Origin of the sequence: Salinimicrobium sp. TIG7-5_MAKvit (genome assembly GCF_049569215.1) — a bacterium.
Classification (GTDB): domain Bacteria; phylum Bacteroidota; class Bacteroidia; order Flavobacteriales; family Flavobacteriaceae; genus Salinimicrobium; species Salinimicrobium profundisediminis.
The window spans coordinates 3,633,585-3,648,207 of sequence record NZ_CP145903.1 but is presented as its reverse complement, the minus strand read 5'-3'; the positions used below and the strand labels follow the sequence as shown (position 1 = coordinate 3,648,207).

Sequence of the window (14,623 nt, the reverse complement as noted above, 5' to 3'; positions counted from 1 at the left end):
TTACGGAATTCTGCGCTTCCTTACCGGTCTTAAGAAGCTAAATATTCTTCACCCACCAGAATACCGTATACTTTCCCTTTTAATTTTTTTCCAAGGAAAAGGCTGTTTTTGGAAGCACTCAAAATATGCTCTTTTTGAAAGGTATATTCTCCTTCAGGATTAAAAAAACTGAAGTTAGCAGGAAGCCCTTCGTCAATAACTCCTTCGCCAAGCCCAAATCTCCATTTGCCCGAAGTAAGTAATTTCACTGTAGTCTTAATTGAAAACAACTGCAGTAAAGCGCCCAAAGCCGATTCCAGCCCCAGGGTTCCAAAAAGGGCATTATCGAACTCCACTTTTTTATGTTCAGAATCCATAGGGATGTGGTCGCAGGTTATCATATCTATAGTTTCATCTTTTACTCCCGCGATAAGAGCCTTGATATCGCTTTTGGTTCTTAAAGGTGGAAGCACTTTGGCATTGGTGTCAAATTCATGCAACATTTCATCTGTAAAAAAGAGGTTATGAATAGCCACACTGCAAGACACATCCAGCCCTCTTTCTTTAGCGTCCCTAATGAGTTCTACAGATGTTGCTGTTGAAATGGTAGGGATGTGAAGTTTACCTCCCGTATATTCCAGGATATAAAGATCTCTAATGATTTGCAATTCTTCAGCCAGGGCCGGAATTCCCTTCAGGCCAAGTTGGGTACTGTTCTCATGCTCATTGACCTGCCCTTGAAGCGCTATCCTTTCTTCCTGCGGAAATGACATCACCAGTCCGTCAAAATTCTGGGAGTACTGCAGGGCAAGCTTCAAAAGATTAGGATTGGAAACAGGTTTTTTAAAATCTCCAAAAGCCACCGCGCCGGCCTGTTGCATATCGTAAAGTTCGGCCATATCACGACCCTCACTTTTGCGGGTAAGTGCCCCAATTGGCAGCACAGTTACCGGCTGCTTTTCAGCTTTGTTTTTAAGATAAGATACCGCGCCTGTGTTATCGGTCACCGGGTCATTCCCGGGGTTTAGGGCAATGGCTGTGAATCCGCTTTTAGCTGCTGTTTTTAGTCCGTTTTTCAAGGTTTCCCTTTCTTCAAATCCTGGCTCCCCAAAAGAAACACTACTGTCAAACCATCCCTGCGAAACATGAAGATTATCAAATTTTATTTCAAGATCGGCTTTTTTGACCTTGATTTCTGGTGCTATTTCTGCAATGAGACCATTCTCTACCAGGATGTCCATGACCTTGTTGTTGTACGGACTTTCGTTATCAACTATCCGGGCAGATTTGACGAGTATTTTCATTTGAGGTATTTTAGAATTAGTATTTCAGCAAGTAGGAAAACAAGAGTAAAAATAACAAACCATTTCCAAAAGCTATCGACTTCATTCGCCGATTTTATAAAAGAAAAAGCTTCTGAAATATTTTCGTGCACAAGAAGATCTTCCTGTCCCTGCAACTTGTTGAGTACAGGATTACTTTCACTGCGAGGCACATTAAAACTGAAGGTTCTCAGCAGCTTTTCGTCCTGTAATACTTTGTAGTGGCCGGGGGTTTTCGGTAAGTCATCCAGGGTAAGCTCTACTTTATTGCTGAAGCTTTGCTGCTGCGGAATAAAAGTGTTTTCAGAAGAAGATAATTTAAGGATCTCATCCTTCTGAAGTTCAGCCTGAAGCGAGATTTTTTGTGGTTTGCCAAGTACATTGTAAAGATTTGATCTTGAAATAGCCGAATTACCAATGTTATAGAAAGTGGGAACAATAAGCGGAGAGTTCTTAAAGTTGGAATTTTCACGGTTCAATGCTGCCGTAAACACAAAAATATTGTCTTGCTGAAAAAGAAATGGAGCTCCATTTTGATACTCTAAAATACCCGAAACACTCCTGTTTAATAGATATGAGCTTTGAACACCGGGATATTCAAAGTTTGTGACTTTTTCATTGAAAACACTGCTGTAAAGCGGATGCTCAAAACTGATATCGGTAATTAATTTATCCTGAACATTCAAGGTTTCAAAAAGGGGTAAATTCAGGTTGCGTAGCAATACATTGTAGTCTTCAGTTTTTCCCTGTGTCGGCGGAACAATGACAACCACCGCACGATCTTCAACTAACTGCTGAAGGCTGCTTATCAAAGAAAAAGGGATTTGATTCAGCTCATTCAGAATTACCAGGTTGGCCCGGGAGAGGGCATTGTAATCTACATTGTTTTCAGGAAGTATGGTGAGTTCAAACTCCTCGGGACCATAGATCCTTTGCAGGTAATCTACTTCGCGGTCTCCAATTGCCACTACCTTCACCGGCGGAATTTCGTTGATACTAAAGTACAATTGATTGTCAAATTGCAATCCGTTATCTTCAATCTCGATTCTTCCGTCAGGAATTACATCTGTATCCAGGTTAAATGTGGTATGTGCTTCAGTTTCCTCTTGAAGTGTAACGGTTTTGCGGGCGAGCATCCGATCATCGTCATAAATTCCTACCGCAATTTCTTGTTGCCTGTCTCCCACTGCCGAAAAGGATACCTGGAGTGCAGTCTGGTTTAGACCTGCATTTGTAACCCATGCCGAATCGATCATTGTATTGTCAACCCGCTCGGGGATCAACTGGACCAGGTGCGTAAAAATGCCATTTTTGAGAGGAATAACAGAATCCTGTAAGTGCTGAAAATCAGAAATTGCTATAAAATTCTTCTGAAGGTTTCCCGCAGAACCAATAAGATTGTTTGCCTTGAGAGCCACAGATCCCCAGGAAAGTTCTTCGGGAGCAAACTCAATCTCCTGAAGCCTTTCCCGAAGCGTACTTCCCGGGATATTTCTGAATTCTTCGTTGTTGGTGAACAAAGTTACTTCGTCGTCTTCAGGAATATTTTCAAGTAAATCCTGCACACTGCGTTTTAAAAGAATTCCGTTTTTACCCCGCGCCTGCATACTGTAAGAATTATCGAGATAGATCACTGTTTTGGTCTCCTCAACTGTCCCTGAAGCAGGAGGGAAGTATGGTTGTGCGAAAGCCAGCACAAGGCATGTGAGCATGAGAAGCCTGGTACAAAGGACTAAAAATTTCTTTAAGCGCGAACTCTGGCGGGTTTGTAAAACTGCCTTTTTGAGGAACCTCACGTTCGTGAATGGCGTTGTCTTAAACTTTCTTAACTGAAACAAATGCACCAGGATTGGAATCACCAGCACAACAAGGGCGTAAAGCAGTTCAGGATGTTTAAAGTACATGCGCAGGCATTCTTTTGTCAAATATAGAAAAAGGCTTCAGCAAGACCTTTTTATTTAATCTTTAAAACTTCCGAAGTGAACAATATTTCAGCTTTGACTGTTTACTTCAGCTTAATAGTTCTCAAAAACCCCAAGCCCGAACAATGCAAAATCATATTTTACAGGATCTTGCGGGTCTAACTTCCGAAGATTATTATCCAGCTCCAGCAAAGCTTTATCGTCATTCTGTTTCCGTTTTAAGAGCCCCAGTTTCCTGGCAACGTTTCCAGAATGTACATCAAGCGGACAACTGAGTTGCGCCGGAGAAATGCTGTTCCAAATGCCAAGATCTACATTTCTGCTGTCATTTCTTACCATCCATCGCAGGAACATATTGATCCTTTTGGCTGCAGAATTCTTCAGCGGATCGCTCACATGTTTTTCAGTCCTCTTCTCGTGAGGCAGCTCGAAAAAAATTTTCTTAAACTCATGTATTGCAGGCTGTAAACTATCTTTACCTGAATGTTTACTAAAGATGTTTTCCATGCCATTGTGCTCTCTGTAAATATATTGAAACGCCTTGATGAAGTAAATAAGATCGCCGCCATTGAAAGTTCGATGTACGAAGTTCTCAAGCTTTTCCAGCTCTGCTTCGGAATGATTCTGCACAAAATCATAGGGTGCAAATTCCAGCAGCTCCATCAAATAATTGGCATTCTTTAAAATGCTTTTACGATTGCCCCAGGAAATCGTAGCGGTCAAAAATCCCGAAATTTCCATGTCTTCTTTCCTGCTGAACAAATGCGGGATTTGCACAGGATCTGTTTCAATAAATTCTGAAGTATTGTATTGGTCAACCTTAAAATCGAGGAATTCTTTAAGTTCTGTTGAATTCATTTACCAGGTTTTTGATGTGAGATTTGAGATGTTAGACGTGAGACATTAGACGTGAGATTTGAGGTTTAAGGATATTGAACCTTGAACTTTAAACCTTAAATTATCTTACCGTCTACCATAGTCAGTTTTTTGTCGGCCATATTGGCCAGCTCCTCGTTATGAGTCACGATCACAAAGGTTTGCCCAAATTCTTCCCGAAGATCAAAAAAGAGCCTGTGCAGGTTTTCAGCCGACTCAGAGTCCAGGTTTCCTGAAGGTTCGTCGGCAAAGATCACTCCAGGATTGTTTATAAGCGACCGCGCCACAGCGACACGTTGCTGCTCACCGCCACTCATTTCGGCCGGTTTATGATCGCCCCGCTTTGAAAGGCCAAGGAACCCCAGTAATTCTTTAGCTCTTTTTTCTGTCTGGGTTTTATCTTTATTCCCTATATAGGCCGGGATGCATACATTCTCAAGAGCTGTAAACTCTGGCAACAGCTGGTGAAACTGAAATATAAATCCGATATTTTCATTTCTGAATTTCGCCAACTCCTTTGAAGAAAGGGAATAGACATCTACGCAATTTACCTTGAGGACACTGTTGGTATTGCGATCGGGTTTTTCAAGGGTCCCAAGAATTTGAAGCAGGGTGGTCTTCCCGGCCCCCGAAGCTCCTACAATAGAGACAATTTCGCCTTTAGGGATATGCAGGTCTACTCCTTTTAGAACGTGCAGGTCATTGTAACTTTTATGGATGTTATGTGCTTCTATCATGGTATGTTGTTACAATATTAAGTTTAAATTATGCTGTTTATGCTGCTGTAATCCAGATAATATACAATTCTTAGCGAAAGATTATGCCTCGCCGGTTGTTTAAAAAGATTTTCTACACTTTCAAAATAAGCCAGTTCACTTTGCTTGTCTACATTGAAAATGGAATTGCGATAAAGCAGGATCATTTCACTGCCGGGAGCAAAACGCCACTGGTAGCTTAGATCGAGATTCCACACATTAAAATTTGCATCGGGATCATTTGCTTCATCAACCTCGTAGTTATAGGAAACCAGCTCGCCATTGTCCCGTAGACGACTGAAACTGTCATCGGCGAAATTTGCTGAAGACCAGAAGTTCCTGAAACTTAAATTAAGGGCCTGCCGATTTGTAAAGTTGTAGCTGCCCTGCAGGGAATTTTCAATGCTCTTCATATCACGGGTGCCAAAAATGACATTTTTGGGCAGTAATGCTACAAAACTTTCCCGCTCATTTTCCTCCATAAATTCAAAGGAATAAATAAGCATAAACCTGTTGCTAACCCTAAAACGGGGGCTAAAGCTGAAGTTGAGTTCCCCGTGCGGGCTACCCAGGTACTTGTTGTACCCAAGGCGCGAATCTATCGCAATTCTTTTGCGGTAATCTGAAGAGATCCAGGCTTCAGCTGCTGCATTTTCAGGATATTCGATGAAGGAATTATTCCGGCGGGGCTCAAAAAAGTCCTTGAAAGGTGTACTGTAATTAACATCACCTCCAAAAGCGAACCTTTCGCGGGTCATTCCGAAGAAACTTGACCCAAAGTTGTTGGTAAGTGCAATATCGGGATCATAACGCCGCTGATGGTCGCCATAGAACTGAATATTGTACTCATTGAAAATTCCGTGGGGCTCAAAAATGCGGTAGGAGGTTTCCCAGTTGAAGTTGCTGTAGTTACTGATGAAATTAAGCCCCAGGTCATTGATGTCATAGGTCTTATTGGCAAATTCATGGGAGATCCCATACCTGAATTTTCCCTTGGTTCTCGCAAAAGCCAGCTGTGAAGCAAATCCTGTCTTGTTACTTTCGGCATAATTGATTCGGCTCATCTTTGCTTCCCCCGAAAAATTAAAGGAACTGCCACGGTTATAAACGTCAAACAAAAAACCGGAAACATTGGCATCCCTGAACTTTCCTTCCCTAATCACATTGGTATTGATGAGAGAAACAGACGATTTTTGATCAAACTGCTGGTCGAGTACAAAAATGTTGTAATTCGCCAGCGGCTCGGTGACAAGCTCTCTTCGTTCGCCCGTCGTTTTGTTGTAGTACCGTGCCTTTTGCCGTTCGGTAATAGCATTAAAAAACCCTATCCCAAGTCCGCTTTTGGTTCTTCCGGAGATCTTTAGAGCGTTTAGAAGGTTGGTGGTTTCGGGATTTTCCACAATTTCCTCGTTCTCGAGGCGGGCGTCCTGCGCGTTGTTAAAACCCAAAGGCGTATCACCTATACGCCGGGAATAGAATAGGTCTCCTTTGGTAAATAGCTCGGTTCCTTCAGTAAAAAATGCCCTGTTCTCACCAAAAGTCTGTTCAAAAGGCCCAAGATTCAGTTCCACTTCATCATAGGCGGTCTGTCCAAAATCGGGGATTAGCGTGGCATCGAGGGTAAAGGCATCACTAATTCCGTATTTGAGATCCATTCCAGCATTGAATGCCGTGGTGGTTTCACCGTCAATATAATCAACTTCCCCCGAAACGTATGGGTAAAAAATAAGACGTACCGGGGCGTCAATATTTTCTATCCCCTCTAAAATGCCATTATAATGGGTGCTTTCCCCAATAGATTTGTCGATGTAATTCCAAACATAAGTTTCATTGAGGTGGCTAATGTGCCTTCCCAGCTGCATGCTCCACAGCTGCTCCTCACCGCCCGGAAAACGCAGGGCAGAGTAGGGGATCTCCATTTCTACGAACCAGCCCTTTTCATTTAAAGAAACCCTTGCTTCCCATACCACATTAAAGGCAAAATCTTCATTGTCCCTCTTCATTTTGGCATCGGCGAGCGTACCCGCGGCGGTGACGTAAAACCGCGTTTGGTTCTCGCCATCGTTGTAGGTATTGAGATCAAAAAAGAAATAATCGGCAGTAGGCAGGTTATCGCGCTGATCAAATTCGCGCCTTATTTTAGAGGGTTCGTTATCATAAAGATAGGCTGCCACGTAAATAGCTTCATCGGTATAGGCTATTTTTACCTGGCTGGGATGTGTACTGCGGGAAGGCTTACCATCGCCGGGCTCGTACATTACAAAATTCCCGGCTTCGGGAATAGCTTTCCAGATTTCATCATCCAGGATTCCGTCAATCTGTGGTTTATCTTCAATTCTGGTAGCTGTGTAGATCTTTTTCTGCGGAAGTTCATTTTGTTGACCAAACAGGAATCCTGTTATTAAAAGAAAAAAAGGTAACAGCAGATATTTACAGAGCATAGGGTGTTATTAATGGCGAATTTATCCCGTAATGCAATGTTACGAAATCCTGAAATTTTATAATTGGAAGGCTCGTTGTTTTTGCCTATTTTTTGGAAAAACTAAATATGGAAGAAAAACAAATGGAAAAGGCAACTTTGGCCGGAGGATGTTTTTGGTGTACCGAAGCTGTCTTTCAACGTATAGAAGGTGTGAAACAGGTGACTTCGGGCTTTACCGGAGGGCATATTAAAAATCCGCCTTACCGGGAAGTGGTGACTGGAAGAACCGGGCATGCAGAATCTATTGAAATAAAATTTGATCCCGAAATTGTCACTTTTGAAGAGTTACTGTACATGTTCTTTGCCACGCATGACCCTACAACGCTTAACCGGCAACAAAATGATGTAGGTACGCATTATAGGAGTGCCATATTTTATCATTCTGAAGCTCAAAAAGAAACCGCCGAAAATGTTGTAAGAAAGCTGGAAGAAGAAAAGACATTTAAAGACCCTATAGTAACTGAAATCGCCCCTGCGGGTGAGTTTTATGTAGCCGAACAGGAACATCACGATTACTACAACCAAAACAGGAATCAGCCATATTGCCGGGTGATCATTGATCCCAAAGTTCAGAAACTGAAGCATACGTTTTCAAAGAAGGTAAAAGCTGAATCATAAAATGGCACTTTTCTTGTATTGATATTAGAAAATAAAAAAATAGATGGAAACCAATAAAAAGAAGTTATTGATCAAAGGCCTGGTTTACGATGCTATTGGTATGGCAAGTGGAGCAGTTCCGTTAGTTGGGGGATTCCTTGATCTTTTGTGGGCTCCTTACGCCGCCAGGAAAATGTCGGTTATGTATCCCGGCAAAAAGGGGAAATTAGCCTCTGTTCTGGTATTTATTGAAGAGATTTTGCCATTTAGTGATATAATTCCAACATTTACTTTAATGTGGTTATACACCTTTGTATGGCAAAGAGAAGATGATTTTGGAGAACTGCGGCCTATTGAAGTTAGAGTGAAGTAGTTGAACTGATATAAAATGAAAAAGCCGGTTGTTTTAAGAACAACCGGCTTTTTTTATGCTGGATTTTAAAATTGAAATCCTACTCCCAAAGATATATTTCTTCCCATGTTGGGTATACCATCAGGTTTTAATCTCGAAAGATGAGAGATGTAGGTTTTATCAAGAAGGTTTGTTCCTGCCAGTTTCACCTGCAGCTCTACAGAATTTAAGGCTATAGAAGTCCCTATTCCCGCATTTAAAAGAGAATAACCAGCAGTTTCCGTCTCGAAAAGCCCTGTTCTATCCTGATCAAAGACTGACTTTAAGCTAAGGCTTACATAACCATCTTTAAATGTTTTTCCATCAGCGAGTTCTGCCCAAATTGTATTTTGAATAGATTGAGCGGGAATAAGAGGAAGATAATCCCCGTTATCCTGTTCTCCAATGACGAGCTCGTAATTACTTTCAAGGTGCAGCCAGTCGAGAGGGTGTGGATGAATATGCAATCCTACTTCTCCACCATAAAGTTTTGCATCGTGCTGCAGGTACTCAAAAACAGGATTTTCATTAATAAATTCTCCTGTGGGGTTTAAGAAAATGTAATTATTGATAGCATTGTAGAACCCGTTAGCCGAAACTTCAAAGTGCTGATTCCTGAATTCGAGCGCAAGATCTATCTGATAGTTCTGTTCGTTCTCCAAATCGGAATTTCCAATCTCGAACCTGTTGGTGCCGTGATGACTCCCGTAAGAGGTGAGCTCGGCCAGGTTTGGAGCTCTGAATCCGGTGGCTAGGTTGAGCCTGGAGGTGAAATTAGAAGTGATATCCATCTTTACTCCCAAAGCACCATTATAACTGTTGAATTCCCTTTCTAAAGCCGGCACTTCAGTTTCCGTATCATGATTTTCATAAGCTTCAGAAGAAATTTTTCTGAAGTCGTACCGCAAGCCTGCCTGAAAATCTAATTTTTCAAGGTGGTAATGTGTGGTAGCGAGTACGCCGGCATCTGTGGTGCGGGCATCGGGGATCAGGATCTCCTCAGCCATGTTCTCATTAGACTGGAACATCCCCTGCACCCCTACAATGGTCTCAAATTTTCCATGGGCAGGGAAATGATATTTTACATCATAATTAAGGGTTTCAAGGTGCATTTCGAGGGCAGGTTCTCCTTCTGCATGTCCTTCATCATGTTCCTCAAGTTCTTCATGTTCATGATCTTCTTCATGCCCGTGCTCTTCGTGGTGAGCATCTTCAAACTCTTTTCTGTTGTTAAAGAGGTAACCTATCTTCGCATCCAGGCTTGACTCGTCAAAATAAAAAGAGTTGTCAAGGCTCAAAATATGGTTATCTACCTTCTGGTAAGGCAGCATTTTACTTTTTGAAGTGCTTTGAATTCCGATTTCTTCAGGAATTCCCGCAGTGCTGCTGTTGATGTTATAGCGAAGATCACCTTTATAATTTTCATCCCGGTATCCTACACCACCTTTAAGATCGTATTCCGTAAAGCGGGTATTGGTGACTCTTCTGCCGTCTCCTGTTTCATAGTCGCTGTGCGTGGCAAGGTTTCCACGAACCAGGAACTTGAATTTTTCAGCTGATGTTTTCACACCTGAGTTAGCTTCAAAACCTTCGGTATTGGAATAATAAGCGGTTTCAGCATCAAATTCGGTTTCCCCCTGTGGGGCAAAACGTTCAGGATTCAAATACAAAACACCGCCCAGGGCATCGCTTCCGTAGAGAAGGGAAGCAGGGCCTTTAATTACTTCTACGCTTTCAATCCCCGAACTGCTCAAGCCCAGGCCGTGTTCATCTCCAAACTGTTGGTTCTCCAGGCGTACTCCCTGCGCGTAGACCAGCACCCGATTAGAGCTTAAACCGCGAATAACGGGCTTCCCTATAGAAGTGCCTGTAGTAATGGTTTCAACACCTGCAATCTGGCTTATGCCTTCGGTAAGACTGCTGGTGCCTGAACGCTCCAAGCTTTCACGCGTTATGCGTTCTACTTTCATGACATTCTCGCTTTGCAGTTGATGAAAAGGAGTAGAGACAATGATTTCTTCCATCTCTATTGCAGTGGGAAAAAGCTCGATTTTAAGCTCCCCGGCACCCGGAAGTTCAAATTGATAGGTTCGGGTACCATATCCCAGAGAAGAAATAACAAGAGCATAGTTGCCCGCTGTCAAATTATCTAATGTGAATTCTCCGGAAAGGCTGGTAATGGTACTTCGTTCTGGCTTTTGAAGCTTAATGGCAGCTCCTATTACAGGTTGCTCTGTATTTGCATCTATGACAATGCCTTTGGCTGAATATTGACTATAGCCGGTAGTGACTGCTAGTAACAGCAGCCCAAAAATGATATTTTTCATGGGTATTTTAAATACGTTGTTAATTCAAAAAATGCTTCAGTAAATCTTACGCAAGGGCCGGGGGTGCTCTTAACGAGAAATGAAGTTTTTGAAACGTACTTAAATATAGATACTCCTTCTTTAAGTGAAGGCTTTCTACCTGTGGTTCATACAATGACCAGGCGACAGCAGGAGGGAAGGAGAAAGGATTTTGCTGAAAGTGAAATATATCGCAATCTACAGTATCCTGATGTATATGAGATTCGGCGTAATGATTACAGGTGTAATGCTGGTGGCCCGCAAAAATATGCGCAAGGTCTACTGCCGAAGGGAAGAGGATCAACCCGGTGAACAGGACCAGTGATATTTTTTGCCACAGCTTCATGTTACTTCAGGATTCTGCCTAAACCTAATCGGGAAAGCATATTTTTTTCAAATTGCCAGAAAAATCTGAATTGTCCAAAAAGCCAGCCATACAGTACCAGTAAAACCTGGTAAACCGGAAATATCATGAGTATGCGCAAGGCGTAATAGCTAATTGCACCTATAAGATCTGCTGGAAAGCTCATGCGGTTGAGCCCTATGAACTCCAACACCGGTCGCGCTACGAACAGGGATGAGGAACCTGTAAGACCGAAAACGATGAAAATAATTAAAATTTGCCAGTTGGAAGAAATCCCCCAACGTTGCTTCAATTTGTTCATGCGGCAAATATAAAAAAGAATATTAATAAGTGAGGTCCTGGGTGAGGTTTATAGACATCTGGTTCACAATCTTGTAGGTACAGAAAACCGCTGATTGTATTTTTGGGAGAGGTAAACAAAGTAATTATACAGCTTGTAATTCACCTCGTAGCCGTAATTAATATCGGGGTCATAATTGATTTCCATCTCGTAGATATTCGGATTGTAAAGCTGAGGGCTGCGAACCCTATTATTATAATCGGTGACCAGAAATTGGTTCTTGTTTTCGAGATAACTCTGGGAGTGGTAACCTTCGGGCCGTGCCACAGAATTTAGAAAGTAGGAGTAGCCCGGATCAATTATAATGATCTCATACTCCAGGCTATCATTGGCTATTCGCACGGTATCATTTTGAACCCCGGCTTCTTCAGCGCCAAAGTTCCTGTTCTTCGTAGAAGAGCAGCTATAAATGACAAGTCCGGCAAAAAGTATGTACAGCAGGTTTTTCATATTTTATCCTTTAAAGAAATCGCCCAATCCTTTGGACTTATCTTTACTACCAAAGATCTTGCCAGCAACGTCTTTAGCAATTTTTCCGCCTTTATCTGAATCCATAAAAGTCTCGAGCATAGATTGATCGTGTGAAGAATTGGTTCCCAGTACAGAACCTACAAGACTGGCCACACCGCTACTGCTTTCGATATTTTCTTTCCTCTTTTGTTTTCCCAGGATACCCATGATCACAGGTGCAGCCATTTGAAGAAGTTTATTCACTTTAGCCGAATCCATTCCTATTGCTGAACCTACAGCTGAAGCTATTTTTGACTGGCTGCCGCCAAGTACATGCCCCAGAATCCCCGAACCTTCTCCCAACAAACCTGAAAGTCCGCCACTGCCAATTTTATCGAGTACAGAACCGTCATGTTTGTCTTTATTCAATTCCTTGTTCAGGTTTTCTGCACCTTCCGAAGAACTTGTATTCTTTTTCAAGGCGCCCATAATCATAGGCAGGGCCATACCCAGAGCCGATTTCACCTTATCTGGTGATTCATTCACTTCTTCACTGGATTTCTGAATAAATTCCTTTCCTTTTTCAGTGTCTAAAAAATCTAATATTGAAGCCATTTTTTTCTTTTTAATTTACGAAAAATAAGATGCGCTCCTAAACGGAAGCTGAGTTTTAACCAAAAAAAATGCTTCCTTTAACAGAAGTATTTTAATATTTACACCTTATAATCAGTTACTTGAGCACCTTTATGATCTCATCGGCCAGTTCATAGCCAATCTTTTCCTGGGCTTCTTTTGTAGCCGCACCAATATGAGGGCTAAGAGAAACGTTACCATTCATAAGCACTTTAATTGCCGGGCTCGGCTCCTGCTCAAAAGTATCGAGGCCTGCAAAAGCCACTTTTCCGCTTTCTAATGCTTCTATAAGTGCCACTTCGTCTATTACGCCACCCCTGGATGCATTTATAATTCCAACCCCATCTTTCATCTGTTCAAACTCTTCTTTTCCCAGAACAGGCTCCTTTTGTGCCGGAACATGAAGTGTTATAAAATCTGAATCCATTATCAGCTGCTCTACTGGCTCGGTCTTAATTGGAATTTTTATTTCCTGATGGTTATAAAACTCCAGCGTGATCTCTGCTTCCCCTTCGGTACTATCACTGGCGATGACCTTCATTCCAATACCCAGAGCGATCTTTGCAACCTCTCTGCCTATTCGGCCAAAGCCAATGATCCCAAGGGTCTTCCCGCGTAATTCGCGGCCATTGGCATAGCTTTTCTTGAGTTCTTTAAAACGGGAATCTCCTTCAAGCGGCATATTCCGGTTGGAGTCGTGTAAAAACCGCACTCCGCCGTAAAGGTGTGCAAATACCAACTCGGCTACAGAAGCCGAAGAAGCTGCAGGTGTGTTAAATACATGCACTCCCTTGCTGCGGGCGTATTCAACATCAATGTTATCCATTCCCACGCCTGCACGGCCAATGATCTTCAAATTGGGGCAGGCATTGATGAGCTCTTTGCGCACCTTGGTGGCACTGCGAACTATGAGCCCCGAGATTTCTTTTTCATTAAGGAAATTAGCCAGTTGCTCCTGGGCTACTTTGGTAGTTATAACTTCAAATCCGGCTTCTTCGAGTTGTTTTTTACCCCCCGAAGCAATACCGTCGTTTGCTAAAATTTTCATTTAAAAGATTTAATTTTTAAGCTTTTCTTTCCAGTTCGCTCATCACGTCTACTAGCACCTGTACACTCTCAAGCGGAAGAGCATTGTACATTGAGGCGCGGTAACCTCCAACACTGCGATGCCCGTTAAGACCATTAATTCCTGCCTCTTTCCACATAGTGTCAAATGTTTCTTTAAGGTCGTCGTTTACCAGGTTAAAAGTAGCGTTCATGGTTGAACGATCTGCCTTCTCTGCATAGCCTTCAAAAAGTGGATTTATATCGATCTCTGAATAGAGAAGATTTGCTTTCTTTTCGTTTTGTTCTTCAACTCCGGCAATACCTCCGTTGTTCTTTAGCCATCTCAAGGTGAGCATAGAAACATACACCGCATAAACTGCAGGAGTATTGAACATACTGGCTTTATTGAGGTGTACGCGATAATCCATCATAGAAGGGACTGACCTGTCTACCTTACCAAGAATATATTCTTTTATCACCACAAGGGTAGTACCTGCAGGCCCCATATTCTTTTGTGCCCCTGCGTAAATGAGGTCAAATTTAGAAAAATCCATTTGCCGTGAGAAAATATCACTGCTCATGTCACACACCATTGGTTTTGGTGTATTTGGAAATTCCTTTATTTGAGTACCGTAGATGGTGTTATTGCTGGTGCAATGAAAATAATCTACATCTGAAGGTATAAAATAACCCTTAGGGATATATTTAAAATCTCTGTCGGCCGATGATGCCACTTCGGCAACCTCTCCAAAGAATTTAGCTTCTTTAATGGCTTTTGTACTCCAGGTACCCGTATTGAGATAAGCTGCTTTTGATTTCAGCAGGTTATATGGAGTCATAAGAAACTGCAGACTTGCACCGCCCTGGAGAAAAAGGGCTTTGTATCCTTTGCCTTCCAGCCCCAGCAATTCTAAGGCCAGGTTGCGGGCCTCTTCCATTACATCAACGAAGTCTTTACTTCTGTGTGAGATCTCGAGAATGGATAAGCCTGAGTTATTAAAATTTAATATTGCCTGTGATGCCTCCTCAAAAACTTCCTGTGGAAGTATACAGGGTCCGGCACTATAATTATGTTTTTTCATACTTGTGTTTTAACAGTTACAAATATGAGAAAATCAAA

The 14,623-nt window shown here is 42.2% G+C and carries 14 protein-coding genes; 2 read left to right on the top strand and 12 right to left on the bottom strand.

Going from position 1 to position 14,623, the window contains the following annotated elements:
- Positions 1–29: 29 nt before the first annotated feature.
- The 5 genes from V5739_RS16360 to V5739_RS16340 form a co-directional block, all read right to left on the bottom strand.
- Complete coding sequence (locus V5739_RS16360; protein ID WP_423819043.1) at positions 30–1,283, bottom strand: dihydroorotase; 1,254 nt, start codon at positions 1,281–1,283, stop codon at positions 30–32.
- Positions 1,280–3,205 (bottom strand): BatA domain-containing protein, encoded by a 1,926-nt coding sequence (locus V5739_RS16355; RefSeq protein WP_423819042.1) that lies wholly within the window; start codon positions 3,203–3,205, stop codon positions 1,280–1,282. The genes V5739_RS16360 and V5739_RS16355 overlap by 4 nt, the downstream gene beginning before the upstream one ends.
- A gap of 111 nt (positions 3,206–3,316) precedes the next feature.
- Positions 3,317–4,081, bottom strand: coding sequence for a TIGR02757 family protein (locus V5739_RS16350; protein WP_423819041.1), 765 nt, complete (start codon positions 4,079–4,081; stop codon positions 3,317–3,319).
- A gap of 95 nt (positions 4,082–4,176) precedes the next feature.
- Positions 4,177–4,836 carry an ABC transporter ATP-binding protein gene (locus V5739_RS16345; RefSeq protein WP_423819040.1) on the bottom strand — a complete coding sequence of 220 codons (660 nt, stop codon included), beginning with the start codon at positions 4,834–4,836 and terminating at the stop codon, positions 4,177–4,179.
- A gap of 23 nt (positions 4,837–4,859) precedes the next feature.
- A complete protein-coding gene (locus V5739_RS16340) occupies positions 4,860–7,295 on the bottom strand; it encodes a DUF5916 domain-containing protein (RefSeq protein WP_423819039.1) in 2,436 nt (811 codons plus the stop codon).
- A gap of 107 nt (positions 7,296–7,402) precedes the next feature.
- Between V5739_RS16340 and msrA the strand changes: the two genes are divergently transcribed.
- Positions 7,403–7,954 carry a peptide-methionine (S)-S-oxide reductase MsrA gene (msrA, locus tag V5739_RS16335; RefSeq protein WP_423819038.1) on the top strand — a complete coding sequence of 184 codons (552 nt, stop codon included), beginning with the start codon at positions 7,403–7,405 and terminating at the stop codon, positions 7,952–7,954.
- A 43-nt stretch (positions 7,955–7,997) separates the two neighbouring features.
- Positions 7,998–8,306 carry a hypothetical protein gene (locus V5739_RS16330; protein WP_345598655.1) on the top strand — a complete coding sequence of 103 codons (309 nt, stop codon included), beginning with the start codon at positions 7,998–8,000 and terminating at the stop codon, positions 8,304–8,306.
- A gap of 65 nt (positions 8,307–8,371) precedes the next feature.
- On the opposite strand, the gene V5739_RS16325 is transcribed toward V5739_RS16330, so the two are convergent.
- The 7 genes from V5739_RS16325 to serC all read right to left on the bottom strand — a co-directional run bounded on the left by V5739_RS16325 (position 8,372) and on the right by serC (position 14,585).
- Complete coding sequence (locus tag V5739_RS16325) at positions 8,372–10,651, bottom strand: TonB-dependent receptor (protein ID WP_423819037.1); 2,280 nt, start codon at positions 10,649–10,651, stop codon at positions 8,372–8,374.
- Between the two features lie 46 nt (positions 10,652–10,697).
- Positions 10,698–11,015, bottom strand: coding sequence for a hypothetical protein (locus tag V5739_RS16320; RefSeq protein WP_266068208.1), 318 nt, complete (start codon positions 11,013–11,015; stop codon positions 10,698–10,700).
- 1 nt (position 11,016) lies between these two features.
- Positions 11,017–11,334, bottom strand: coding sequence for a DUF6787 family protein (locus V5739_RS16315; protein WP_345598653.1), 318 nt, complete (start codon positions 11,332–11,334; stop codon positions 11,017–11,019).
- 63 nt (positions 11,335–11,397) lie between these two features.
- Positions 11,398–11,823 carry a DUF6146 family protein gene (locus V5739_RS16310; protein ID WP_345598652.1) on the bottom strand — a complete coding sequence of 142 codons (426 nt, stop codon included), beginning with the start codon at positions 11,821–11,823 and terminating at the stop codon, positions 11,398–11,400.
- Between the two features lie 3 nt (positions 11,824–11,826).
- Positions 11,827–12,438 (bottom strand): DUF937 domain-containing protein, encoded by a 612-nt coding sequence (locus tag V5739_RS16305; protein ID WP_423819036.1) that lies wholly within the window; start codon positions 12,436–12,438, stop codon positions 11,827–11,829.
- 115 nt (positions 12,439–12,553) lie between these two features.
- Entirely contained in the window at positions 12,554–13,504 is a 951-nt protein-coding gene (locus V5739_RS16300) for a D-2-hydroxyacid dehydrogenase (protein ID WP_423819035.1), read from the bottom strand.
- Positions 13,505–13,520: 16 nt separating this feature from the next.
- Positions 13,521–14,585, bottom strand: coding sequence for a 3-phosphoserine/phosphohydroxythreonine transaminase (gene serC, locus V5739_RS16295; RefSeq protein ID WP_423819034.1), 1,065 nt, complete (start codon positions 14,583–14,585; stop codon positions 13,521–13,523).
- Positions 14,586–14,623: the final 38 nt, after the last annotated feature.